The 23,352-nt window shown below is 67.5% G+C and carries 22 protein-coding genes; 21 read left to right on the forward strand and 1 reads right to left on the reverse strand.

The window, feature by feature from the left end; translation table 11 throughout:
* Positions 1-20: 20 nt before the first annotated feature.
* The 9 genes from ACQG3P_RS11505 to ACQG3P_RS11545 all read left to right on the forward strand — a co-directional run bounded on the left by ACQG3P_RS11505 (position 21) and on the right by ACQG3P_RS11545 (position 9,515).
* Entirely contained in the window at positions 21-3,119 is a 3,099-nt protein-coding gene (locus ACQG3P_RS11505; RefSeq protein WP_426805107.1) for a response regulator, read from the forward strand.
* The gene (locus tag ACQG3P_RS11510) at positions 3,116-3,940 is read left to right on the forward strand and encodes a CheR family methyltransferase (RefSeq protein ID WP_068854687.1); all 825 of its coding nucleotides are present in this window, start codon (positions 3,116-3,118) and stop codon (positions 3,938-3,940) included. Before ACQG3P_RS11505 ends, ACQG3P_RS11510 begins: the two co-directional genes overlap by 4 nt.
* The gene (locus tag ACQG3P_RS11515) at positions 3,940-4,524 is read left to right on the forward strand and encodes a chemotaxis protein CheB (protein ID WP_426805108.1); all 585 of its coding nucleotides are present in this window, start codon (positions 3,940-3,942) and stop codon (positions 4,522-4,524) included. Before ACQG3P_RS11510 ends, ACQG3P_RS11515 begins: the two co-directional genes overlap by 1 nt.
* A complete protein-coding gene (locus ACQG3P_RS11520) occupies positions 4,521-5,636 on the forward strand; it encodes a hybrid sensor histidine kinase/response regulator (protein WP_068852699.1) in 1,116 nt (371 codons plus the stop codon). The genes ACQG3P_RS11515 and ACQG3P_RS11520 overlap by 4 nt, the downstream gene beginning before the upstream one ends.
* A 54-nt stretch (positions 5,637-5,690) precedes the next feature.
* Complete coding sequence (mntR, locus tag ACQG3P_RS11525) at positions 5,691-6,149, forward strand: manganese-binding transcriptional regulator MntR (protein ID WP_095362687.1); 459 nt, start codon at positions 5,691-5,693, stop codon at positions 6,147-6,149.
* Entirely contained in the window at positions 6,136-6,666 is a 531-nt protein-coding gene (tadA, locus tag ACQG3P_RS11530; RefSeq protein ID WP_217538672.1) for a tRNA adenosine(34) deaminase TadA, read from the forward strand. The genes mntR and tadA overlap by 14 nt, the downstream gene beginning before the upstream one ends.
* Positions 6,667-6,732: 66 nt before the next feature.
* Positions 6,733-7,305 (forward strand): oligoribonuclease, encoded by a 573-nt coding sequence (gene orn / locus ACQG3P_RS11535; RefSeq protein WP_093535972.1) that lies wholly within the window; start codon positions 6,733-6,735, stop codon positions 7,303-7,305.
* Positions 7,306-7,394: 89 nt separating this feature from the next.
* Positions 7,395-8,264: an EcsC family protein gene (locus tag ACQG3P_RS11540; RefSeq protein WP_068852687.1), complete on the forward strand. Its 870-nt coding sequence runs from the start codon at positions 7,395-7,397 to the stop codon at positions 8,262-8,264.
* Positions 8,265-8,402: 138 nt separating this feature from the next.
* Positions 8,403-9,515 (forward strand): alkene reductase, encoded by a 1,113-nt coding sequence (locus ACQG3P_RS11545; protein ID WP_426805109.1) that lies wholly within the window; start codon positions 8,403-8,405, stop codon positions 9,513-9,515.
* A gap of 68 nt (positions 9,516-9,583) precedes the next feature.
* Here the strand turns inward: ACQG3P_RS11545 and ppsA are convergent, their stop codons facing one another.
* Positions 9,584-11,962 (reverse strand): phosphoenolpyruvate synthase, encoded by a 2,379-nt coding sequence (gene ppsA / locus ACQG3P_RS11550; RefSeq protein ID WP_426805110.1) that lies wholly within the window; start codon positions 11,960-11,962, stop codon positions 9,584-9,586.
* 144 nt (positions 11,963-12,106) lie between these two features.
* Between ppsA and ppsR the strand changes: the two genes are divergently transcribed.
* The 12 genes from ppsR (at position 12,107) to ACQG3P_RS11610 (ending at position 23,282) form a co-directional block, all read left to right on the forward strand.
* A complete protein-coding gene (gene ppsR / locus ACQG3P_RS11555; RefSeq protein WP_068852678.1) occupies positions 12,107-12,928 on the forward strand; it encodes a posphoenolpyruvate synthetase regulatory kinase/phosphorylase PpsR in 822 nt (273 codons plus the stop codon).
* A gap of 86 nt (positions 12,929-13,014) precedes the next feature.
* Positions 13,015-13,527, forward strand: a complete 513-nt coding sequence (locus ACQG3P_RS11560; protein ID WP_093535966.1) for a DUF1249 domain-containing protein — start codon at positions 13,015-13,017, stop codon at positions 13,525-13,527.
* Between the two features lie 61 nt (positions 13,528-13,588).
* The gene (locus ACQG3P_RS11565; protein WP_426805111.1) at positions 13,589-14,077 is read left to right on the forward strand and encodes an NUDIX hydrolase; all 489 of its coding nucleotides are present in this window, start codon (positions 13,589-13,591) and stop codon (positions 14,075-14,077) included.
* 221 nt (positions 14,078-14,298) lie between these two features.
* Positions 14,299-14,913: a CDP-alcohol phosphatidyltransferase family protein gene (locus ACQG3P_RS11570; RefSeq protein ID WP_068852670.1), complete on the forward strand. Its 615-nt coding sequence runs from the start codon at positions 14,299-14,301 to the stop codon at positions 14,911-14,913.
* Entirely contained in the window at positions 14,910-15,902 is a 993-nt protein-coding gene (gene phaE, locus ACQG3P_RS11575; RefSeq protein WP_426805112.1) for a class III poly(R)-hydroxyalkanoic acid synthase subunit PhaE, read from the forward strand. Before ACQG3P_RS11570 ends, phaE begins: the two co-directional genes overlap by 4 nt.
* A complete protein-coding gene (phaC, locus tag ACQG3P_RS11580) occupies positions 15,899-16,966 on the forward strand; it encodes a class III poly(R)-hydroxyalkanoic acid synthase subunit PhaC (RefSeq protein ID WP_426805113.1) in 1,068 nt (355 codons plus the stop codon). The genes phaE and phaC overlap by 4 nt, the downstream gene beginning before the upstream one ends.
* Positions 16,966-17,337, forward strand: a complete 372-nt coding sequence (locus ACQG3P_RS11585; protein ID WP_068852660.1) for a DUF5329 domain-containing protein — start codon at positions 16,966-16,968, stop codon at positions 17,335-17,337. The genes phaC and ACQG3P_RS11585 overlap by 1 nt, the downstream gene beginning before the upstream one ends.
* A gap of 88 nt (positions 17,338-17,425) precedes the next feature.
* Positions 17,426-17,632: a PspC domain-containing protein gene (locus ACQG3P_RS11590; RefSeq protein WP_068852656.1), complete on the forward strand. Its 207-nt coding sequence runs from the start codon at positions 17,426-17,428 to the stop codon at positions 17,630-17,632.
* The gene (locus ACQG3P_RS11595) at positions 17,629-18,081 is read left to right on the forward strand and encodes a hypothetical protein (RefSeq protein WP_083214167.1); all 453 of its coding nucleotides are present in this window, start codon (positions 17,629-17,631) and stop codon (positions 18,079-18,081) included. The genes ACQG3P_RS11590 and ACQG3P_RS11595 overlap by 4 nt, the downstream gene beginning before the upstream one ends.
* A gap of 130 nt (positions 18,082-18,211) precedes the next feature.
* Positions 18,212-18,427 (forward strand): hypothetical protein, encoded by a 216-nt coding sequence (locus ACQG3P_RS11600; RefSeq protein ID WP_095362682.1) that lies wholly within the window; start codon positions 18,212-18,214, stop codon positions 18,425-18,427.
* 111 nt (positions 18,428-18,538) lie between these two features.
* Entirely contained in the window at positions 18,539-20,914 is a 2,376-nt protein-coding gene (locus ACQG3P_RS11605; protein WP_217538677.1) for a Tex family protein, read from the forward strand.
* A 160-nt stretch (positions 20,915-21,074) separates the two neighbouring features.
* Positions 21,075-23,282 carry a PAS domain S-box protein gene (locus ACQG3P_RS11610; protein WP_426805114.1) on the forward strand — a complete coding sequence of 736 codons (2,208 nt, stop codon included), beginning with the start codon at positions 21,075-21,077 and terminating at the stop codon, positions 23,280-23,282.
* Positions 23,283-23,352: the final 70 nt, after the last annotated feature.

Raw genomic sequence — 23,352 nt, forward strand, 5'->3', positions numbered from 1 at the left:
TTCACCCTGGAACCGTGTGCATGAATGCAGCGCCAACCGCTCGCGATCGCTGGATCTGGCTGGCATCGGCCGGCCTGATGGCCTTCACCATCGGCCTGGAGCTGGTGGTGCCGCTGGGCTATGCGGTGTGGCTGACGTACTTCATCGCGGTGGGCGTCACCCTGTTCCAGCGCCGGCTGGAGGTGCCGCTGCTGGTCGCGGCCGGCTCGTGCATCCTGCTGGTCGTCGGGTACCACCTGGCCCCGGCGAGCACCAATTCCGCATTTTCATTCGTCAACCGCACCATTGGTGGGATCTGCTTCCTGTTGATGGCGTTGACGGTGATCAAGGCCATCCAGGCCCGGCGTACGGCCGCCGATGCGCTGTGGCTGCAGGAAGGCGAGAACGTGGTGACGGTGAGCCTGCGCGGGGATCCGGAACCGCGCACGCTGGCCGACGAAGCCATGCGCACGCTGTGCGCGCAGCTGAACGCGGATGTGGGTGCGGTCTATCGCCTGCAGGGCGAACGCCTGGTGCTGGTTGGCGGCGCGGCGCTGCCGCCGCACCTGCCCGAGTCCCTCATGGCGTCTGCCGGGCAGTGGGGCGAAGTCCTGCGACAGGGCCAGCCGCGTCGGCTGGAAGAAAGCGAAAGCCTGCTTGAGATTGAAACCGCGCTGGGCCGCACCCCCGTGCACCAGCGCCTGCTGGGACCGATCACCGCTGATGGCGCGGTGATCGGGTTGATCGAGCTGGGGCGCGCGGGCGTGTCCCCGGCGCGTTCACTGGAACTGGAACTTCTGTTGCAGTGCGCCGAGCCGATTGGCATGGCGCTGCGCACCGCACTGCTGCGCGCGCAGCTGGTGGAGCTGCTGGAAGAAACCCAGCGCCAGAGCGAAGAGCTGCAGACCCAGCAGGAAGAGCTGCGGGTGGCCAACGAAGAGCTGGAAGAACAGAGCCGCAGCCTGCTGCACTCGCAGGCCAACCTGGAACAGCAGCAGGCCGAGCTGGAACAGACCAACGTGCAGCTGGAAGAGCGCACCCATGAACTGGAATCGCGCCAGCAGGCGCTGCTGATCGCGCAGGGTCAGCTGGTGCAGAACAGCCGCGAACTGGAGGCCAGTTCGCGCTACAAGTCCGAGTTCCTGGCCAACATGTCGCACGAGCTGCGCACCCCGCTCAACAGCGCGCTGATCCTGGCCAAACTGCTGGCCGACAACAAGGACGGCACGCTGACCGCCGAACAGGTCAAGTACGCGCAGGCCATCCACTCGTCCAACAACGACCTGCTGGCGCTGATCAACGACATCCTGGACCTGTCGCGCATCGAAGCCGGGCATGTCGAACTGGCCGAAGAAAACCTGGCGGTGTCCAGCGTGCTGCAGCGCCTGAAGGAGACCTTCGAGCCGCTGGCCGCGCAGAAGGGCCTGGCGCTGGACATCCGCGCCGACACCGATGCGCCCAGCCAGCTGGTGGCCGACGGCCAGCGCCTGCAGCAGATCCTGAAGAACCTGCTGGCCAACGCGGTCAAGTTCACCGAACACGGCAGTGTCTCGCTGGTGGTGCGCGGCAACGGGGCAGGGCGCATCCAGTTCGCGGTGACCGATACCGGTATCGGCATTCCGCAGGCGCAGACCGACGTGATCTTCGAGGCGTTCCGCCAGGCCGATGGCAGCACCCGGCGCCGTTACGGCGGCACGGGCCTGGGCCTGTCGATCTCGCGCGACCTGGCCGCGCGCATGGGCGGCAGCATTTCTGTGTCCAGCGAGCCCGGTCGCGGCAGCTGCTTCACCCTGGACCTGCCGCTGGCGGCGGGTACTGCGACGGCAGCGCCGATGGCGGCGCCTGACGTGCGCCCGGCGCCGGCCGCCAAGCCGGCCGCACCGGCGCCGCTGTTCGGCAGCGCGCATGACGCGTCCGCCGCTGCCCCTTCGCCGCGCGTGGTGGATGACCGTGGCCGCCGCAGCCGCGCCGGGCGGATGATCCTGGTGGTCGAGGACGATGTGACCTTCGCCGAGGCGCTGGTGGGCATGGCCCATGAGCTGGACTTCGACTGCGTGGTCGCGCAGACCGCCGAAGAAGCCCTCGCGCTGGCCGCCGAGCTGCGCCCCAACGGCGTGCTGCTCGATATCGGCCTGCCCGATGTGTCCGGCCTGAGCGTGCTGGAGCGGCTCAAGCGCGACCCGGCCACCCGGCATATCCCGGTGCACGTGGTCTCCGGGCTGGAACGCTCGCAGGTGGCGATGGAGCTGGGCGCGATCGGGTATGTGATCAAGCCGGCCACGCGCGAACGCCTGGTCGAGGCGATCCAGCAGCTGGAAGCCACCAGCGAGCGCGACGTGCGCCGCCTGCTCATCGTCGAGGACGACAGCGCGCTGCGCTCCAACCTGCAGCTTCTGCTGGGCCGCGACCAGCTGGAAATCACCGCGGTGGGCAGCCTCGCCGAAGCAAAGGCCGAACTGGGCACCTCCACCTTCGACTGCATGGTGACCGACCTGGCGCTGCCCGACGGCACCGGCTACGACCTGCTCGAATACATGGCCGGCAACGAGGCGGTCGCCTTCCCGCCGGTCATCGTCTACACCGGGCGTGCTCTGACCCGCGACGAAGAGCAGCGCCTGCGCCGCTATTCCAAGAGCATCATCATCAAGGGCGCGCGCTCGCCCGAGCGCCTGCTCGATGAAGTGACCCTGTTCCTGCACAGCGTGGAAGCCTCGCTGCCCAGCGACCAGCAGCGCCTGCTGCGCGAAGCGCGCCGCCGCGATGCGGTGCTGGACGGGCGCACCGTGCTGCTGGCCGAGGACGACGTGCGCAACATCTTCGCCCTGTCCAGCGTGCTGGAGCCGCTGGGGGTGAAGCTGGAAATCGCCCGCAACGGTCGCGAAGCCCTGGACAAACTGGGCCCTGACATCGACCTGGTGCTGATGGACATCATGATGCCGGAGATGGACGGGCTGACCGCAATGCGCGAAATCCGCCGCGACAACCGCTGGCGCGACCTGCCGATCATCGCGCTGACCGCCAAGGCCATGCCCGATGACCGCGAGCATTGCCTGCAGGCCGGTGCCAACGATTACATCGCCAAGCCGATCGACGTGGACAAGCTGGTCTCGCTGTGCCGCGTCTGGTGTTCGCGCCGATGAACGACGCCGAGCTGTTCGACCTGGAGTTGCGGCTGCTGTTGGAGGCCGTTTACCAGCGCTACCACTACGACTTCCGCGACTACGCGCTGGCGTCGCTGCGCCGGCGCATGCGCCACGCCATGGCCCGCTTCGAGTGCGACAACATGGGCGCGCTGCAGCACCGGCTGCTGCATGAGCCGGAGACCTTTGCGCTGGCCATGCAGTACTTCACCGTGCAGGTCTCGGAGATGTTCCGTGACCCGGCCTACTTCCGCATGCTGCGCGAGCACGCCATCCCGGTGCTGCGCACCTATCCGTCGATCAAGCTGTGGATCGCCGGCTGCAGCACCGGCGAGGAAGTGTGGTCGCTGGCGATCCTGCTGCAGGAAGAAGGCCTGCTGGACCGCGCCATCATCTACGCCACCGACATCAACCCCGATGCGCTGGAAGCCGCCGAAACCGGCGCGTTCGCGCTGGACCGGATGGCTCAGTTCAGCCGCAACTACCTGGAAGCGGGCGGCACCGGTTCGTTGTCGGATTACTACAGCAGCGGGTACGGCAGCGTAGTGTTCGACCGCCGGCTCAAGCGCAACATCGTGTTCGCCGACCACAGCCTGGCCACCGACACCGTGTTTTCCGAAGTACACCTGGTGTCGTGCCGCAACGTGCTGATTTACTTCCAGCGCGCCCTGCAGGACCGCGCCATTGGCCTGTTCCATGAGGCGCTGGTGCACCGTGGCTTCCTCGGCCTGGGCAGCAAGGAATCGCTGCAGTTCGGCGAGCACGCCGATGAATTCGAAGCCTGCGCGCGCGAACAGCGCCTGTACCGGAAGCTGGCCTGATGGACGCCCCGGTCGAGCAGCCCGAGTTCGAGGTCATCGTGGTCGGCGCCTCCGCCGGCGGCGTGAGCGCGCTGCAGCAGCTGCTGGCCGCGCTGCCGGCAGACCTGCCGATGCCGGTGCTGGTGGTGCTGCACCTGCCGCGTGACCGCCCCAGCCGGATCGCCGACCTGCTCGGCCTGCGTTGCCCGCTGGCGGTGCGCGAAGCCGAGGACAAGCAGCCGCTGGCGCCCGGTACGGTGACCTTCGCGCCGCCGGACTACCATCTGCTGGTCGAAAGCCGCAGCACCCTGGCGTTGTCGGTGGACGCGCCGGTGCTGTTCTCGCGGCCGGCGATCGACCCGCTGTTCGAAAGCGCCGCCGAGGTGTTCGGCAGTGGCGTGCTCGCCATCCTGCTGACCGGGGCCAGCAACGACGGCAGCGCCGGCGTTGCCGCGGTCCGCAGCGCCGGTGGGCAGGCCTGGATCCAAAGCCCCGATGATGCCTATTCCCCGATCATGCCGGCGGCTGCGCTGGCACATGCCGGCGCCGATGCGGTGCTGACGCTCACCTCCCTATGCTCGCGCATGAAAGGCCTTGCCCGATGAACCTTATCGAGTCCACCACGACGCCGGCCACCGAGCGCGTGAACCTGCTCATCGTCGATGACGTCCCGCAGAACCTGGTCGCCATGGAGGCGCTGCTGCGCCGCGACGGCCTGGACATCCTGTGCGCGGCCTCGGGTGCCGAAGCGCTGGAACTGCTGCTGGAACACGAAGTGGCGCTGGCGCTGCTGGACGTTCACATGCCGGAGATCGACGGTTTTTCGCTGGCCGAGCTGATGCGCGGTTCGCAGCGCAGCCGCGATGTGCCGATCATCTTCCTGACCGCCTCGCCGAACGACCCGGTGCGCGCCTTCAAGGGCTACGAAAGCGGCGCGGTGGATTTCCTGCACAAGCCGATCGAGCCGCAGGTGATCATGAGCAAGGTCAATGTGTTCATCGAGCTCTACCAGCAGAAGCAGCTGCTCAAGGCGCGCAACCAGGCCCTGGAGCACGCGCTCAAGCTCAACGAAACCATGATGGCGGTACTCACCCACGACCTGCGTACGCCGTTGTCGGCGATCCTGCTGTGCGCCGACAAACTGTCGCTGGACCTGCCCGACGACCCGTCTGCGCAGCAGACCCTGGTGCACCTGGAAAACAGCGCGGTGCGCATGGCGCGCATGGTCGAGCAGCTGCTGGATTTCTCGCGGATCCGCAGCGGCGGCCTGCGCCTGCAGACCGAGGAATGCGACCTGGCCGAGGTGGCCGCCGTGGTGGTCAACGAGGTCGGCCGCGCCCACCCGAAGGCGAAGATCGAGCTGCAGGTGGAAGGGGATACCCGCCTGCAGGGCGATCCGGACCGCTTGGCGCAGCTGCTCTCCAACCTGATCGGCAACGCGGTGCTGCATGGCGGCGATGCGCCGGTGCAGGTGCTGGTGCGTGGCCTTCCCGGCGATTCGCTGCGGCTGCAGGTGCGCAATGCCGGGCAGATTCCCGAAGCGCTGCTGCCGCGCCTGTTCGAGCCGTTCAAGGCCAGCTTCCACGACAGCCGCGGGCTTGGGCTCGGGCTGTTCATTGCCCACGAGTTCGCCCGGGCGCATGGTGGGTTGCTGTCGGCGCGGAACCTGGAAGGGGCGGTGCTGTTCGAGACCGGGTTGCTGCGTCGCGCGGATTGAGCCTGGCCGGGCTGCCATGACGGGCAGGGCGCGTCACTACGGTAAACTGGGGGCATGTCGCCTTCCCGAGCCAAGACATCCACCCCGCTGATCGATGCCCAGGTGCACGTGGAGGGGTTCGTGCAGGTGCGCGAGGCGCGCCGCTCGGAGCTGGTCGAAGACTACGTGGAGCTGATCGCGGACCTCATCGCCGATGGCCGCGAGGCACGGCAGGTGGACATCGCCACCCGCCTGGGCGTTGCCCAGCCCACGGTGGCCAAGGCGCTCAAGCGCCTGGTCAAGGAAGGCTGGGCGATCCAGCGGCCGTACCGGGGCGTGTTCCTGACCCCGGCCGGCGAGCAGCTGGCGGTGGAAATGCGCGCCCGCCACCAGACCGTGGAGCGTTTCCTGCTGGCGCTGGGCGTGGATGCCGATTCGGCCCGACGCGATGCCGAAGGGATCGAACACCATGTCAGCGAGGCCACCCTGGCGGCCTTCGACGCATTCCTGCGCAAGGCCGATGGTCGTGGTTGAGCGCCTGCCGCCGCCTCCGCCGCTGGGCGTGCCGGTGCACGACCAGGACGAATACTGGATGCAGCACGCATTGGGCCTGGCTGCACGCGCCGAGCGCGAGTTCAACGAGATCCCGGTCGGTGCGGTGCTGGTGGGTGCCGACGGCACGCTGCTGGGTGAAGGCTGGAACCTCAACATCGCCGACCACGACCCGAGCGCCCACGCCGAGATCGTGGCGATGCGCCAGGCGGGCAGGGCACTGGCCAACCATCGCCTGCTGGGCAGCACCCTGTACGTGACGCTGGAGCCGTGCGCGATGTGCGCGATGGCAGTGGTGCATGCGCGGGTGGCGCGGCTGGTGTATGCGGCCACCGATCCCAAGACCGGGGCCTGCGGCAGCGTGTTCGACCTGCTCGGCGATGCGCGCCACAACCACCGCGTGGAACTGCACGGCGGGGTGCTCGCCAAGGAGGCCAGTACGCGGCTGACCAATTATTTCCGGGCCAAACGCGGCAAACCGCCGCTGCTGCTGGAATGATTTCACGGCAGGGCCACGCCGCGAAGGCGCTATCATGTCGCATTACACTCTGCAAAAGGGCATGACATGGCGGACAACGGCGCCGAAGGCGAACGACTGATCTGGATCGACCTGGAAATGACCGGTCTGGATACCGACAACGATTCGATCATCGAGATCGCCACCGTCGTCACCGATGCGCAGTTGAACGTGCTGGCCGAGGGCCCGGAGTTCGCCATCCACCACCCGGTGGAGCGCCTGGAAGCCATGGACGAATGGAACCGCAACCAGCACCGCCGTTCCGGGCTGTGGCAGCGCGTGGTCGACAGCCAGGTGACCCTGGCGCAGGCCGAAGCGCAGACGGTGAATTTCCTGGCGCAGTGGATCAAGGCTGGCGCCTCGCCGATGTGCGGCAACTCGATCTGCCAGGACCGCCGTTTCCTGCACCGTGAAATGCCGCGCCTGGAGAAGTACTTCCACTACCGCAACCTGGACGTGTCCACGGTGAAGGAGCTGGCCCGGCGCTGGGCACCGACGGTGGCCGCCGGCGTGGGCAAGACCTCCAGCCATACGGCGCTGAGCGACGTGCATGATTCGATCGCCGAACTGCGCCATTACCGGCAGTTCATGGGAGCGCTGTCCGGCCTGCCGGTCGCCTGACGTCCTGAACGTTTCACGTCCCCGTGGTCCGGCCAACGGCCGGGGCTACCGTCGTGCTTCATTCAATCTGCGGGCGGTATGATCCGGGCATGAGCCATATTGTCCGTATCGTACCGCCGCCGCTGGAAGCACAGATCCTGCCGACCTCGCAGGACTGGGCCGACCTGCAGCGGGCGGTGGGCCTGCTGGAATCGCCCACGCTCACCGCCAAGATGGCCAACCTGATCGGTTCGCCGCTGGAGTTCGCGGTCAAGAAGCTGCCGCAGTCGGTGTCGCGGCGCATCCACGGGGCGGTCGAGGCGGCGCTGTTCAAGTCGGCGCAGGCGGCGTTGTGGAGCATGGACAACACCCCGGGCAAGGCCGCATCCACGCGCTGGCACAAGCTGGCGGCCGCCACCACCGGTGCGCTGGGCGGCGCGTTCGGCTTCACCGCGCTGTTCCTCGAGCTGCCGGTGTCGACCACGATCATGATGCGCTCGGTCGCCGACGTCGCGCGCAGCGAGGGGTTCGACCTGAGCGAGATGGGCACCCGCCACGCCTGCCTGGAAGTGTTCGCGCTGGGCGGCAACTCCGGCCAGGACGACGCCAGCGAGACCGGCTACTACATCACCCGTGGTTTCACCGCCGAAGTGATGCGCCACCTGTCGGCCGAACTGGCCGGCGCGGCAGTCGGCGGCGGTGGCGTGATGATCGGCCTGACCCCGAAGGAAGCCGGCAAGTGGCTGGCCAAGATCGTTGAAAAGGTCGCCGCCCGCTTTGGCGTGGTGGTCACCGAGAAGTTCGCCGCCCAAGCGGTGCCGATCATCGGCGCCGTAGCCGGTGCCACCCTGAACACCATGTTCACCGACTACTACCAGGACATGGCGCGCGGCCACTTCATCGTCCGCCGGCTGGAAAAGCAGTACGGCTACGAAACCGTGCGCGCCGCCTACAACCAGCTCGCAGGCGAAACCCCGTAGCGACACGCCATGCGTGTCCCAGGCGGTCCTGGCGTTCGATCATTGCACCCACGGCACAACTGTTTTGCCGCCATGGCGCTTTTTGCCGCGTTGGGTCGTCCCCATCCTTGGGCCAGTCGTTTACCAAGGACCTCCCCCATGCTGTTTACCCCCTACCGCCTCGGCCCGCTGACCCTGCCCAACCGCATCGTCATGCCGCCGATGACCCGCTCCCGCGCGGCCAGCGGCAACGTCGCCACCCCGCTGATGGCCCAGTACTACGCCCAGCGCGCCTCGGCCGGCCTGATCGTCAGCGAGGGCACCCAGATCAGCCCGCAGGGGCAGGGCTACGCCTGGACTCCCGGTATCCACGATGACGCCCAGGTCGCCGGCTGGCGCGGCGTGACCGATGCCGTGCACGCCGCCGGCGGCCGCATCTTCGCCCAGCTCTGGCACGTGGGCCGCGTTTCGCACGTGGACCTGCAGCCCAACGGCGTCGCGCCGGTTTCGTCCTCGGCCCTGCAAGCCGAAGGCGTCAAGGTCTTCGTCGACGTCGCCGGCACCGGCCCACAGGGCGGGGTAGGCGAGATGGTCCAGCACTCCATGCCGCGCGCCCTGGACATCAGCGAAATCCCGCAGATCGTGCGCGACTACGCGCTGGCCGCCCGCCGCGCCATCGACGCCGGCTTCGACGGCGTTGAGCTGCATGGCGCCAACGGGTATCTGATCAACCAGTTCATCGATTCGCAGGCCAACCAGCGGACCGACGGCTACGGTGGTTCGCTGCAGAACCGCCTGCGTTTCCTGCGCGAAGTGGCCGAAGCAGTCGCCGCCGAAGTGGGCGCTGACCGCCTCGGCGTGCGCCTGGCCCCGCTGACCACCCTGCAGGGCGCGGTCGACGACACCCCGCAGGCCACCTACCTGGCCGCCGCGCACATCCTGGACAGCATCGGCGTGGCCTACCTGCACATCGCCGAAGCGGACTGGGAGGACGCCCCGGTGATGCCGGTGGCGTTCAAGGAAGCGCTGCGGATGATCTATCGCGGCACTCTGATCTATGCCGGCAAGTACACCGTCGAGCGCGCCGAAGAAGCGCTGGCCAAGGGTTGGGCCGACCTGATCGGCTTCGGCCGACCGTTCATCGCCAACCCCGACCTGCCGCTGCGCCTGCAGCACGGCCTGGAGTTGAACGCGCCGGACAAGGCAACGTTCTTCGGCGGCGCCGAAGCCGGTTTCACCGATTACCCCAGCGCCGAAACAATCGAAGCGTAGTGACACGCCACGCGTGTCAACGCGGAGCCTGAACACAAAAAACCCCGCCGAAGCGGGGTTTTTCGTTATCAGCCCTTGGCCTTGAGCTTGGCCAGCCGCAGCCAGGTATCGACCACGGTGTCCGGGTTCAGCGACACCGACTCGATGCCTTCCTGCATCAGCCATTCGGCCAGGTCCGGATGGTCGGACGGGCCCTGGCCGCAGATGCCCACGTACTTGCCCTTGGCGCGTGCCGACTTGATGGCCATCGACAGCAGCTTCTTCACCGCCGGGTTACGTTCGTCGAACAGGTGCGCCACGATCGATGAATCGCGGTCCAGACCCAGCGTCAGCTGGGTCAGATCGTTCGAACCGATCGAGAAGCCGTCGAAGATCTCCAGGAACTCATCGGCGAGCAGCGCGTTGGACGGCACCTCGCACATCATGATGATCTTCAGGCCGTTCTCGCCCTGCTTCAGGCCGTTCTGTTCCAGCACCTCGATGACCTTACGGCCTTCTTCCAGCGTGCGCACGAACGGAATCATGACCCACAGGTTGTCCAGGCCCATCTCGTTGCGCACGCGCAGCACGGCCTTGCACTCCAGCGCGAAGGCGGCCGAGAAGCTCGGGTCGACATAGCGGCTGGCGCCGCGGAAGCCGATCATCGGGTTCTCTTCGTGCGGCTCGTAGCCGCTGCCGCCGATCAGGTTGGCGTACTCGTTGGACTTGAAGTCCGACAGGCGCACGATCACCGGGTTCGGCGCCACCGACGCGGTCAGCGTGGCAATGCCTTCGGCCAAACGGTTGACGTAGAAGCTGACCGGATCGGCGTAACCGGCGATCTTCTCGTCGATCTTCTTCTTCGTGGCCGCATCCTGGCGGTCGTATTCCAGCAGCGCGTTGGGATGGATGCCGATGTGGCTGGCAATGATCATCTCCAGGCGGGCCAGGCCGATGCCGGCGTTCGGCAGCTGGCCGAAATCGAAGGCACGTTCCGGGTTGGCCACGTTCATCATGATCTTCAGCGGCGCCGGCGGCATGTTGCCCAGGTCCGTGGTGGTGCGCTCGAAGTCCAGCTTGCCTTCATAGATGAAGCCGGTGTCGCCCTCGGCGCAGCTGACCGTCACTTCCTGGCCATCCTGCAGCACCTGGGTGGCATTGCCCGAGCCGACCACGGCCGGAACGCCCAGCTCACGCGCGATGATCGCCGCGTGGCAGGTACGGCCACCGCGGTTGGTGACGATCGCCGAGGCGCGCTTCATCACCGGCTCCCAATCGGGGTCGGTCATGTCGGCGATCAGCACGTCGCCCGGCTGCACGCGCGCCATGTCCTCCAGCGACTTGACCACGCGGGCCACGCCCGCACCGATCTTGGCACCCACCGCGCGGCCTTCCGCCAGCACCTTGCCGTCCTTCTGGTTCAGCGCGAAACGCTCGATCTGGGTGGCATGGCCACGCGACTTCACCGTTTCCGGGCGCGCCTGCACGATGAACAGCTTGCCGCTCACGCCGTCCTTGGCCCACTCGATATCCATCGGGCGGCCGTAATGCTTTTCGATGATCAGCGCCTGCTTGGACAGCTCCTGCACGTCCTCGTCGCTGATCGAGAAGGTATTTCGGATCTCGACCGGGGTGTCTTCGATGCGTACGCGCTCACCGGGCACGTCCGAGTACACCATGCGGATCGCCTTGCTGCCCAGCGAGCGGCGCAGGATGGCCGGCTTGCCCGCATTGAGCGTGGGCTTGTAGACGTAGAACTCGTCGGGGTTGACTGCACCCTGCACGACCATTTCGCCCAGGCCGAAGCTGGAGGTCACGAAGACCACGTCGCGGAAGCCCGATTCGGTGTCCAGGGTGAACAGCACGCCGGACGAGCCCACGCCCGAGCGCACCATCAGCTGCACGCCGGAAGAGAGGAACACGTCTTCGTGCTTGAAGCCGTGGTGCACGCGGTAGGCGATGGCACGGTCGTTGTACAGCGAGGCGAACACTTCCTTGACCTTGTGCACGACATCGTCGGCACCGGTGACGTTGAGGAAGGTTTCCTGCTGGCCGGCGAAGGAGGCATCGGGCAGGTCTTCGGCGGTAGCCGAGGAGCGCACCGCCACGGCCACGTCGCCGCCGCCGTTTTCGTCGCACAGCTGCCTGTAGGCGCTGCGGATGTCCTGGTCCAGCTGCGGCTGCAGCGGCGCGTCGATCACCCAGCCGCGGATTTCCTTGCCGGCAGCGGTGAGCGCGGCGACATCTTCCACGTCCAGCGTGGCCAGCTTGTCGAAAATGCGCTTGGACAGATCGTTGTGCGCGATGAAGTCCTTGAAGGCTTCAGCGGTGGTTGCGTAACCGCCGGGGACAGATACCCCCAGACCGGCAAGATTGCCGATCATTTCGCCCAGCGACGAATTCTTGCCGCCTACGCGGGCCAGGTCGGCCAGGCGCAGTTCGTGCAACCACAGGATATTCTCGTTCAAGCGCGATGCTCCGTTTGGCCATCGCCCGAGGCGGGCTTGGATGGCCACGTCCGTAGGAAGAAGCCGATATGATGCCGGGCATACCGCCGTCGGCACAAGCTTGTATCGTCGGCCTTTTTAAGCTTCAGAGGGGGTAAATGGCGCATGTCGACGATCCGTCCGGTGTTTTACGTATCCGATGGAACCGGTATCACCGCTGAAACCATTGGGCATAGCCTCCTGACCCAGTTCTCCGGGTTCAGCTTCATCACCGATCGAATGTCGTTCATCGACGATCCGGAAAAGGCCCGCGAAGCCTGTGAACGGATCCGCGCGGCGGGGGAGCGCTACCAGGTCCGGCCGATCGTGGTCAGTTCCTGCGTGGACAGCGGGCTGAGCATGATCCTGGCCGAGAGCGGGGGGCTGATGCTCGACGTGTTCGCCCCCTTCATCGAGCCGCTGGAGCGCGAACTGGCCGTGAACCGCCATTCCCGGGTGGGCCAGGCGCACGGCATGGTGGACTTCGAGACCTACCACCGCCGCATCAACGCGATGAACTTCGCGCTGACCCACGACGACGGCATCGCCATCAACTACGACGATGCCGACGTGATCCTGGTGGCGGTGTCGCGGGCCGGCAAGACCCCGACCTGCATCTACCTGGCCCTGCATTACGGGGTGCGCGCGGCCAACTACCCGCTGACCGACGAGGACCTGGAGCAGGACCGCCTGCCGGCCCGCCTGCGGCCCTACCGCAAGAAGCTGTTCGGGCTGACCATCGACCCGGACCGGCTGCAGCAGATCCGCCAGGAGCGCCGCCCGAACTCGCGCTACGCCAACCTGGAGACCTGCCGGCGCGAGGTCGCCGCGGCCGAGACCATGTTCCGGATGGAGCGCATTCCCACGCTGAGCACCACCCATACCTCGATCGAGGAGATCTCGAGCAAGGTATTGACCACGCTGGGGCTGCAGCGCGAGTTGTATTAACGGAAGGCGTCACGACCAACGGTCGTGACCTACCGGCGCAGCGGGCGCGTCCCCACGTTTGATTCTTCAACGTGTAGGATCGAGACATGGCCCAGGCATCACCCCGCATCGAACGCATTCCCCGGCTCAGCCGCCTGAGCTGGCTGATGGGCCTGTATGCCGAGAATTACCGCCACCTGGTGCGGCTGTTCGAACCGGCCGGGCTGGAACCGGGCAGCTACGTGTCCTCGGTGGGGGATGGCCTGGATGTGCGGCTTGATGTCATCGAATGCCATCCCTACACGGTCGAACTGCGCCTGACCTACGACTTCGCCGACCCGGTGACCGGCCAGCCCGACCCGTCGGCCTATGTGCGCCTGTATCGCGATGCGCGCCAGGCCGAGACCACCCATTGCTACGTGGGCCGGCGCTGGCAGGACGTGGTCGGCATGTACCCGCCGCCGGCCGAGCTGATCAGCCACCGCATGCGCATGAACACCTTCCTGGGCAAGTGGCTGGAATACCTGGCCGAGCGCGGCCATGGCGTGGCCACCCTGCGCCGCGACCACAACGCGCTGGCAGCCCCGGCCGACACCCGCCGCGCCCAGGTGGCCGGCTGAGCGACCGGCCCGGCACGGATCGCGCATAATCGGCGATTGTGTCCTGCGAGCCGTTGCCTCCATGCCCTATACCCCGATCGTGGCCACGCTGGGCTACGTGCTGTCGCCCGATGGCCGCCAGGCCCTGATGATCCACCGCAACGCACGGCCGGGTGACCAGCACCTGGGCAAGTACAACGGACTGGGCGGCAAGGTCGAGCGCGACGAGGATGTGGCCGCCGGCATGCGCCGGGAAATCCTCGAGGAGGCCGGGATCGAGTGCGGCACCATGCGGATGCGCGGCACCATCAGCTGGCCCGGGTTCGGCAGGCACGGCGAAGACTGGTTCGGCTTTGTGTTCGTCATCGACGACTTCACCGGCACGCCCCTGACTTCGAACCCGGAAGGCACCCTGGAGTGGGTGGACGTGGACAAGCTGGAGACCCTGCCGTTGTGGGAAGGCGACCGCCAGTTCCTGCCGCTGGTGTTCGACGAGGACCCGCGCCCGTTCCATGGGGTGATGCCGTACCGCGACGGCACGATGCAGTCCTGGTCGTACACCCGGCTTTGACGATAGGCGCGGCTTATCCACAGGGGGTGTGGATGACCGGTGCGTAAGTTTGTGGATAACGCGCGGCGGCGACCAGCCCCCATGGCTGTCAAGATGGGTGGCTAAAAATTCGCCGCTGGTCAGCATCGCGTGAGCACGGTGCGAAGGTCGGCAACCGTGAAGGCTGTCGCGGTTCGGCCCGGTCGCGGTACTCTTTCGGCATTGCCGCCCACCGAGCTTCCATGAAACGTCACTTCACGATGCTGCGCGAGTTCCACCTGGCCGACTGGTTCACCCTGGCCAACGCGTTCTGCGGTACCGGTGCGGTGTTTGCGGCCATGCGCTACCTGCAGGACGGCGAGCGCAGCTACCTGCTGTTCGGCATGGCGCTGATCCCGCTGGCCTTCATCTTCGATGCGCTGGACGGGCGGATCGCGCGCTGGCGCAAGTCCAGCTCGACCCTGGGCCGCGAGCTGGACTCGCTCTCGGACGTGATCTCCTTCGGCGTGGCCCCGGCCGCGCTGGCCTATGCCTGTGGCATGCAGGGCGGCTGGGACTGGCTGGTCCTGAGCTACTTCGTCTGCTGCGGGGTGAGCCGCCTGGCCCGCTACAACGTGACCGCCGAAGCGCTGGCCGGCGATGGCGACAAGGTGCCGTACTTCGAGGGCACGCCCATTCCTACCAGCCTGGCGCTGGTGGTGGTGCTGGCCGTTGCCGCCAGCATGGGCGCGATCGGCCATGACCTGTGGCTCGGCCGCTGGCAGCTGGGGCCGTGGCAGCTGCACCCGCTGGTGCTGCTGTTCGCGCTGTCGGGTTCGCTGATGATCAGCAAGACCCTGCGCATTCCCAAGCCATGAATACCGCCGGCGGCGGCCACGACGCAGGCGACTTCGAGGCGCTGGCCCGGCAGTACTTCAGCGCCTGGGGCGATGCGCTGCGGCACGCCGCGGCCCCCCCCGGGGGCGACCCCACCGGCGCCGCGCCGGGCACCTGGCAGCAGACCATTGAGGGCTGGGCGCAGCTGATGTCCAACCCGGGCAACCGCCAGTCCGAGGACGCCGTGCACCGGTTCCGCGAGCAGGCCGGCGGCTGGTACGGCACCATGCAGCAGGTGGCCGCGCGTTTCGCCGGCCAGGACAGCAGCAGTGCCGATATCGCCCAGGCGTGGCGCGAGGCCGTGGAGGGGCAGGGCGACGGCCTGCTCAAGTGGATGCTGCAGGGCGCACGCGGGCATACCCAGGCCGGTGGGCCGGATCTGCTGGCGCTGCTGGAACGGCTGCAGCAGGACCTCGGGCCGTGGCTGCAGAGCCCCGCGTTCGGGCCCGGTCGCGAACACCAGGCGCGCTGGCAGGCGCTGCTGCGCGCCCAGCAGGAGTACCAGGGCCACGCCCGTGACTACGTGGACCAGATCAAGCAGGCGCTGGACGATGCGTTCACCCTGTTCGAGCAGCGCCTTGCCGAGCATGAGCAGCCGGGCAACCAGCTGACCAGTGCGCGCGCGATGTTCGACCTGTGGATCGAGGCGGCCGAAGAAGCCTACGGCAAAGTCGCGATGTCCGAACCGTTCCAGCAGGTCTACGCCGCGCTGGGCAACGCGCAGATGCGCCTGCGCGGCGCGGCGCAGCAGGAAGTGGAGCGGATCAGCGAGGCGTTCGGCCTGCCGACCCGCACCGAGATGGATGCCGCGCACCGGCGCATCACCGAACTGGAGCGGCTGGTACGGCGCATGGCGGCGGCAACCAGGCGCTCGCCGTCGCCCGCTGCCGGCACGCCGGAAAAGAAGCCTGCGAACAAGCCCGCGAAGAAGGCCGCGCCCAAGCCGCGTGCGCGCAAGGCGGCCCCATGAAGGGACCGCTGGGTTTCAATGCCGAAGACCTGCTGCAGGAAACGCTGTCCATGCAGCGCAAGCTGATGGATGGCCTGAAGCTGCTGCCGTCGGTGGAGGACGTGGATTACGGCGCCACCGCGCGCGAGGAAGTCTGGCGCGACGGCAAGGTCACGCTGTACCGCTTCGTCGGTGAGCAGGCGCCGGTGCAGCGCACCCCGCTGCTGATCGTGTACGCGCTGGTCAACCGCCCCTACATGGTGGACCTGCAGGCCGACCGGTCGCTGGTCCAGCGCCTGCTGGCGCTGGGGCACGACGTGTACGTGCTGGACTGGGGCTACCCGGACCGCTCCGAGCGCTACCAGACCCTGGAAGACTACCTGCTGCGCTATGTCGAGGGCGCCGTCGACCACCTGGTCGCCGCCAACGACGGCGCACCGGTCAACATGCTGGGCGTCTGCCAGGGCGGCGTGTTCGCGCTGTGCTACGCCGCGCTGCGCCAGCCCAAACTGGCCAACCTGATCACCATGGTGACCCCGGTGGATTTCCAGACCCCGGACAACATGCTCTCGCACTGGGCGCGGCAGGTGGACGTGGACCTGCTGGTGGACACGCTGGGCAACATCCCGGCCGACCTGATGAACGCCAGTTACCTGATGCTCAAGCCGTTCCGGCTCAACATCCAGAAGTACGTGGGGTTGCTGGACATCCTCGATGACAAGGCCGCACTGCAGGACTTCCTGCGCATGGAGAAGTGGATCTTCGATTCGCCCGACCTGGCCGGTGAGGCCTTCCGTGACTTCATCAAGCAGTTCTACCAGAGCAACGGCCTGATGCGTGACGGGGTGACGATCGGCGAGGAGCATGTCGACCTGCGCCAGGTCACCCTGCCGGTGCTGAACATCTACGCCGAGCAGGATCACCTGGTGCCGCCGGATGCCTCGCGCGCGATGGGCGCGCGGATCGGCAGCACCGACTACACCGAAAGCAGCTTCCGCGGCGGCCATATCGGCATCTACGTCTCCGGCCGCGCCCAGCGCGAAGTGCCGGGGACCATTTCGGCCTGGCTGGCGGAGCGCAGCTGATGGACATCCGAAAGAGCGCGTTGCTGGCCATCCTGCTGGCCGCCACCGCCGGCAGCGCGTCGGCAGCGCCCAGCGAGGCGGCCCGCCGCGAGATTGGCGCCCTGATCGGTGCGCTGGACGGCTCGTCCTGCCGCTTCCAGCGCAACGGCAGCTGGCACGATGCCGCCGAGGCGCGTGCGCACCTGCAGCGCAAGTACGATTACCTGCTGAAAAAAGACAAAGTGGATACCGCCGAGCAGTTCATCGAGCGTGCCGCCAGCCAGAGCAGCATCAGCGGCAAGGCGTATCGGATTGCCTGCCCGGGCCAGCCCGAGCAGACCGCGGCGGCGTGGTTCGGCGCGCGCCTGCAGGCGCTGCGCCAGCCGCGCTGAACCGGGCCGGTCCGCCGCTCCATTCAAAACGCATCGGCTACACACCCGCTGCGCTACCGTTCCCCCATTACCGTTGGAGGACCTCGCCATGAACACCACCGCCCCCCGCACGCTTTCGCGTTCGCTCAACGACCGCATGATTGCCGGGGTGATGGGCGGCATCGCCCACCGTTTCGGCTGGAGCCCGACCCTGCTGCGCGTCCTGTTCGTGCTGGTGTCGCTGGCGTCGGCGGCGTTCCCGGGCATCCTGGTGTACCTGGTGCTGTGGCTGCTGATCCCCAACGAGGCCGATTGAGCCTGCCGCCACCGGCGCTGCGCGCGCTGCAGGGGCTGGGGGCGGTCTGGACCGCGCCCAACACCCTGATCGGCGTGCTGGGCGGGCTGGCCGGCATGCTGGCCGGCGCGCGCCCGTACTGGAGCCGGCGCGACTGTGCGCTGGTGTTCCGAGAGTACCCTTGGGGGCCGGGCGGGGCGATCACCTTGGGCAACGTGATCCTGCACACCGGTGCCAGCCTGGAGATCCCCTGCCGCACCTATGCGCACCAGGCCGGACACTGCACCGAGCCCGTGATCGGCCTGCATGACCACGAACGCGCGCATGTCTACCAGTACCTGGTGCTGGGGCCGTTCTACCTGCCGGTGTACCTGCTGTGCGGTGGGGTGAGCGCGCGCAACCCGTTCGAGCGCGCGGCGGATCTGTACGCGCTGCACGGTCACGGCTGGTGGCCGTTAAAAAAACGGTAAGCAATGCGCCGGTAACGCGACGTCATCTGCATGCAAACAAACGTCATTAGCCTCCTGACACACCAGTCAGGTTGGGCGCGCTAAGCTGTGCCGGCAGTACCTGCATGACGTTTCTGGAGGAACACATCACATGGCAATCGTTCTTTATGTCGGTGGTAGCAAGGATGGCGACAAGGGCCTGGTGCCCCACGGCTTCACCAAATCACGTGCCGATACCGACATCGGCCCTGAGATCTACACCGAGCGCTTCATGGAACTGCAGGGCCTGGGCAGGGTCCGAGTGATGGCCCTGGAGTCGTTGCAGGATGAGGCGGTCAGGGTCCGCGCAGCCCAGCATTACCGGTAGATGCCGACCGCTGGTCGGCATGGGCATTTTTCGGGAATGTCAACGGGTTTCCCCCGCCGCCCGGCGTTGCCACAATCGGTGTTTTCCGCATAGTGGCTTCGGCCGGACGCAATGCCAGACCTCAAGCTCGCCCAGCAGATCGCCCAGACCATCGCCGATGAAATCGGTGCCCAGCCTGCCCAGGCGCACGCCGCCATCGCCCTGCTCGACGAAGGTGCCAGCGTTCCGTTCATCGCCCGCTACCGCAAGGAAGTCACCGGCGGCCTGGACGACACCCAGCTGCGCAACCTGGAAAGCCGGCTGACCTACCTGCGCGAGCTGGAAGAGCGCCGCGCGGCGGTGCTGGCCAGCATCGACGAACAGGGCAAGCTCAGCGACGAACTGCGCAACGACATCCTCGGCGCGGACACCAAGTCGCGCCTGGAGGATCTGTACCTGCCGTACAAGCCCAAGCGCCGCACCCGCGCGCAGATCGCCCGCGAAGCCGGGCTGGAACCGCTCGCCGACGGCCTGCTGGCCGACCCGGGCCTGGATCCGCAGGTGTTCGCCGCCGGTTTCGTTGACGCCGACAAGGGCGTGGCCGACCCCAAGGCCGCGCTGGAAGGCGCGCGCGCGATCCTGATGGAGCGCTGGGGCGAAGACGCCGCGCTGGTCGGAGAGCTGCGCGCCTGGCTGGGCGAGCACGGCGTGATCCGTGCGCGCGTGGCCGAAGGCAAGGAAGAGCAGGGCGCCAAATATCGCGATTACTTCGAGCACGCCGAAGCGCTGGCAAAGATTCCCTCGCACCGCCTGCTGGCGCTGTTCCGCGCGCGCCGCGAGGACATCCTGTTCCTGGAACTGGATCCGGGCAGTGACGCCGAGGCCGGGCACGTGTATGCGGAAGGCCGCGTGGCATTCAAGGCCGGGATCCGCGACGCGGGCCGCCCGGGCGACCGCTGGCTGCTCGACGCCTGCCGCCTGACCTGGCGCGCCAAGCTGCACATGCACCTGCTGCTGGACCTGTTCAACCAGGCCCGCGAAAAAGCCGAGGCCGAGGCCATCGCGGTGTTCGGCGACAACCTCAAGGACCTGCTGCTGGCTGCCCCGGCCGGGCCCAAGACGGTGCTCGGGCTGGACCCGGGCATCCGCACCGGCTGCAAGATCGCCGTGGTCGATGCCACCGGCAAGCTGGTGGCCACCGACACCATCTACCCGCACGAACCCCGCCGCCAGTGGGAGCAGTCGCTGCAGACCATCAAACAGCTGTGCATGAAGCACAACGTGGAGCTGATCGCGATCGGCAACGGCACCGCCAGCCGCGAAACCGACAAGCTCGCCGGTGAAGTGATCCAGGCGCTGGGCGAAGCCAAGCTGCAGAAGATCGTGGTCAGCGAAGCCGGCGCCTCGGTGTATTCGGCGTCGGAGTTCGCGGCGAAGGAATTCCCGGACCTGGACGTGTCGATCCGTGGCGCAGTCTCCATTGCCCGTCGCCTGCAGGATCCACTGGCCGAGCTGGTCAAGATCGAACCCAAGGCGATCGGCGTGGGCCAGTACCAGCACGACGTGGACCAGTACCGCCTGGCGCGCGCGCTGGATGCGCGCGTGGAAGACTGCGTCAACGCGGTCGGCGTGCACGTCAACACCGCTTCTGCCGCGCTGCTGTCGCGGGTTTCAGGCCTGTCCTCGACCGTGGCCGAGAACATCGTGCGCCACCGCGACGAAAACGGTCCATTCAAGCGCCGCAAGGACCTGCTCAAGGTGCCGCGCCTGGGCGACAAGACCTTTGAACAGTGTGCCGGCTTCCTGCGCATTGCAGACGGCGACCAGCCGCTGGATGCGTCCTCGGTGCACCCGGAAGCGTACCCGGTGGTGGAGCGGATCGTGGCCGCCACCGCGCGCCCGATCAAGGCGCTGATCGGTGATGGCAGCTTCCTGCGCGGACTGAAGGCCGAACAGTTCACCGACGACACCTTCGGCGTGCCGACCGTGCGCGACATCCTCAAGGAACTGGAGAAGCCCGGCCGCGACCCGCGCCCGGAGTTCAAGGCCGCGCGTTTCGCCGAAGGGGTGGAAGAGATCAAGGACCTCAAGCCGGGCATGGTCCTGGAAGGCGTGGTCAGCAACGTGGCTGCGTTCGGCGCGTTCGTGGACATCGGGGTACACCAGGACGGCCTGATCCACATTTCGGCGTTGTCCGACACCTATGTCAAAGACCCGCGCGACGTGGTCAAGGCCGGCGACATCGTCAAGGTGAAGGTGCTGGAGGTTGACGTGGCCCGCAAGCGCATCGCGCTGACCCGGCGCCTGGACGATACCCCGGCCCCCGCCAAGGCCCCCGGCGAACGCGATGCGCGCCCGGCCGGCGGCGGTCGGCGCGACGGCGGTGGTGGTGGCGGCGCCCGCCAGGGAGGCCGTGGCGCGGCCCCCGGCCCGCGCCCGGGCAGCGGTGCGCCGCCGGCCAACAACGCCCTGGCCGACGCCTTCGCGCGGGCCAAGCGCGGCGGCTGAGCCCCGCCCCGCGTGGGCGTGACGAGGGCTTGATCCCGTTTCCCGTTGAATGCCGGTACGCTAGGCGGGGAGCGGGAGGCCAGATGACAGATCAGCACGCGGGATACTGCGGTCCAGGCCGGTGCGATGGCGCCACCCCTGGCGCCGTCGGCGTGCGCGCATGAAACCCATGACGCCGCCGGCCGACGCACTGCAGGAGGCAATCGAACAGCGCCGCCGGCTGGAAATGATCATCGACGGCACCGCGATGGGTACCTGGGAGTGGAACTGCCAGACCGGTGCCATGCGGGTCAACGAACGCTGGGCGCAGATCGTCGGCTACACCCGCGAGGAGCTGTCGCCGATCACATCGCAGACCTTCTCCCGGCTGGTCCATCCCGATGACCTGGCGCAATCCAATGCGCTGCTGCGTGAGCACCTGGACGGACGGTCGCCGCACTACGACAGCCTGTGCCGCATGCGCCACAAGCAGGGACACTGGATCTGGGTACAGGACCGCGGGCGTGTCTACGAACGGGACGCCGAAGGCCGGCCACTGCGCATGGCCGGCGCGCATGCCGATGTCAGCGACCTGCAGAACGCACGCGAAGACGCGGCGGACACCCGGCAGCGCCTGCAGGCGGTGGTCGATGCGTCCGACGAGGTAGCGGTGATCGCCACCGACATCCATGGCGTGGTCACCCTGTTCAATACCGGTGCGCAGAAGCTGCTGGGCTACACGCCGGAAGAAGTGATCGGCCAGGTCAATCCGGGCCTGTTCCATGAGATCCATGAAATGCAGGATTACCTGCGGCCCCTGGCCGATGCCGAGGGGCGCCTGCCGACGGTGTTCGAAGCGCTCACCGCACACGCCGCGCAGGGCACCTGGTCGCACCAGTGGACCTTCGTGCGCAAGGACGGCGAGCACCGGCAGGTGCGGCTGTCGATCAGTCCGCTGGATTCGGGCAGCGGCCAGCGCATGGGCTACGTCGGCATGGCGGTGGACATCACCCCGCTGCTGGAAGTGCGCGAGCAGGCCTACCTGGCGGCGGAAAAATTCGCGGGTGCGTTCTCATCGGCCGCGCTCGGCATGGCACTGGTTTCGCTGGAAGGGCGCTGGCTGGACGTCAACGACGCGCTGTGCGGCATCCTCGGCTATACGCGCGCCGAACTGCTGGAGATTGATTTCCAGACCCTGACCCATCCCGACGACCTGCATACCGACCTGGCACTGGTGGGCGACCTGCTGGCCGGGCGCCGCGACCACTACCACATGGAGAAGCGGTACCTGGGCAAGGGCGGCAACATCGTGTGGGGGCGTCTGTCGGTGTCGCTGGTGCGGGCCCCGCATGGCGAGCCGCTGCATTTCGTGTCGCAGATCCAGGACATCACCGCGCAACGGCAAAGCGGCCAGCAGCTGCGCGAATCGGAGCACCGCACCCGGGTGACCCTCGATGCGGTCGCCGACATGGTGCTCACCCTGGACCTGGCGGGCCATATCCAGTACGCCAATGCCGCCGCGACCCGGGCGCTGGCCGGGGAGGGCGCCGCCCCGGTGACCGGCAGCCAGATCCAGGACGTGATGGAGCTGACCACCGAATACGCCCCACGCTCGCCGCTGGACCTGGCCGTGCTGCTGGACGCGGAAAGCAATGCGGTGGACCTGCATTCGGACCTGCTGCTGTCGGTGGGGGCGCAGTTGCTGCCAGTGGACCTGACCCGGGCCTGGCTGCAGGGCGAGGACGGGCAGGTGAGTGGCACAGTGTGGGTGATCCGTGATGTGACCCAGCAGCGCGCCCGCCAGCGCGAGGCCCGCCACCTGGCCGAAGTCGACCCGCTGACCGAGCTGAGCAACCGGCGCGGCTTCGAAGCGCACCTGCAGGAGGCCATCACCCGGGTGGCCCGCACTGGGCAGTCGGCCTCGCTGATGTTCATCGACCTGGACAACTTCAAGCCGATCAATGACAGCCACGGCCACCTGGCGGGAGACGCCATGCTGTGGGCGGTCGCCACCGTGCTCCGGCATGGCGTGCGCGATTCGGACATCGTGGCACGGCTGGGCGGCGACGAGTTCGCGGTGATCCTGGCCGGCTGCTCGCTCCGGCGCGCGCGGCGCATTGCCAGTGACCTGCTCGAGTCGGTGCGCAGCCTCAGCGTGCCGTGGGGCATGGAACGCCTGGTGGTCGGCACCAGCATCGGCATTGCCGCGATCGGTGGCCACATGAGCGTGGATACGGCAGTCGCCGCGGCAGACGCCCAGTGCTACCGGGCCAAGGCCTTGGGCAAGAATAACGTGCAGGTCGAAGCGCCCGCGCACGGTGGTCCCGACCCCCTGGACGTGGGTGACGCCGAACTCGATGGCGAGAGCAGCGAAGGCGGCCCAGGCTGAACCTGCTCAGGGTTGGCGTCCCAGTACCGTGCCCGATACCTCAAGCTTGATGGCCGAGGGTCGATACCTT

This window comes from Stenotrophomonas sp. SrG (genome assembly GCF_050031795.1).
Classification (GTDB): Bacteria; Pseudomonadota; Gammaproteobacteria; order Xanthomonadales; family Xanthomonadaceae; genus Stenotrophomonas; species Stenotrophomonas rhizophila_A.

Excerpts from the sequence above, each read along its gene's own strand:
- tadA (WP_217538672.1), top strand. The coding sequence starts at position 6,136 with ATGGTCGTGGTTGAGCGCCTGCCGCCGCCTCCGCCGCTGGGCGTGCCG.
- ACQG3P_RS11520 (WP_068852699.1), top strand. The coding sequence starts at position 4,521 with ATGAACCTTATCGAGTCCACCACGACGCCGGCCACCGAGCGCGTGAAC.
- ACQG3P_RS11505 (WP_426805107.1), top strand. The coding sequence starts at position 21 with ATGAATGCAGCGCCAACCGCTCGCGATCGCTGGATCTGGCTGGCATCG.
- ACQG3P_RS11540 (WP_068852687.1), top strand. The coding sequence starts at position 7,395 with ATGAGCCATATTGTCCGTATCGTACCGCCGCCGCTGGAAGCACAGATC.
- ACQG3P_RS11590 (WP_068852656.1), top strand. The coding sequence starts at position 17,426 with ATGAACACCACCGCCCCCCGCACGCTTTCGCGTTCGCTCAACGACCGC.
- ACQG3P_RS11605 (WP_217538677.1), top strand. The coding sequence starts at position 18,539 with ATGCCAGACCTCAAGCTCGCCCAGCAGATCGCCCAGACCATCGCCGAT.
- orn (WP_093535972.1), top strand. The coding sequence starts at position 6,733 with ATGGCGGACAACGGCGCCGAAGGCGAACGACTGATCTGGATCGACCTG.
- ACQG3P_RS11610 (WP_426805114.1), top strand. The coding sequence starts at position 21,075 with ATGAAACCCATGACGCCGCCGGCCGACGCACTGCAGGAGGCAATCGAA.
- ACQG3P_RS11600 (WP_095362682.1), top strand. The coding sequence starts at position 18,212 with ATGGCAATCGTTCTTTATGTCGGTGGTAGCAAGGATGGCGACAAGGGC.
- ppsR (WP_068852678.1), top strand. The coding sequence starts at position 12,107 with ATGTCGACGATCCGTCCGGTGTTTTACGTATCCGATGGAACCGGTATC.
- ACQG3P_RS11565 (WP_426805111.1), top strand. The coding sequence starts at position 13,589 with ATGCCCTATACCCCGATCGTGGCCACGCTGGGCTACGTGCTGTCGCCC.
- mntR (WP_095362687.1), top strand. The coding sequence starts at position 5,691 with ATGTCGCCTTCCCGAGCCAAGACATCCACCCCGCTGATCGATGCCCAG.
- ACQG3P_RS11515 (WP_426805108.1), top strand. The coding sequence starts at position 3,940 with ATGGACGCCCCGGTCGAGCAGCCCGAGTTCGAGGTCATCGTGGTCGGC.
- phaE (WP_426805112.1), top strand. The coding sequence starts at position 14,910 with ATGAATACCGCCGGCGGCGGCCACGACGCAGGCGACTTCGAGGCGCTG.
- phaC (WP_426805113.1), top strand. The coding sequence starts at position 15,899 with ATGAAGGGACCGCTGGGTTTCAATGCCGAAGACCTGCTGCAGGAAACG.
- ACQG3P_RS11545 (WP_426805109.1), top strand. The coding sequence starts at position 8,403 with ATGCTGTTTACCCCCTACCGCCTCGGCCCGCTGACCCTGCCCAACCGC.
- ACQG3P_RS11510 (WP_068854687.1), top strand. The coding sequence starts at position 3,116 with ATGAACGACGCCGAGCTGTTCGACCTGGAGTTGCGGCTGCTGTTGGAG.
- ACQG3P_RS11560 (WP_093535966.1), top strand. The coding sequence starts at position 13,015 with ATGGCCCAGGCATCACCCCGCATCGAACGCATTCCCCGGCTCAGCCGC.
- ACQG3P_RS11585 (WP_068852660.1), top strand. The coding sequence starts at position 16,966 with ATGGACATCCGAAAGAGCGCGTTGCTGGCCATCCTGCTGGCCGCCACC.
- ACQG3P_RS11570 (WP_068852670.1), top strand. The coding sequence starts at position 14,299 with ATGAAACGTCACTTCACGATGCTGCGCGAGTTCCACCTGGCCGACTGG.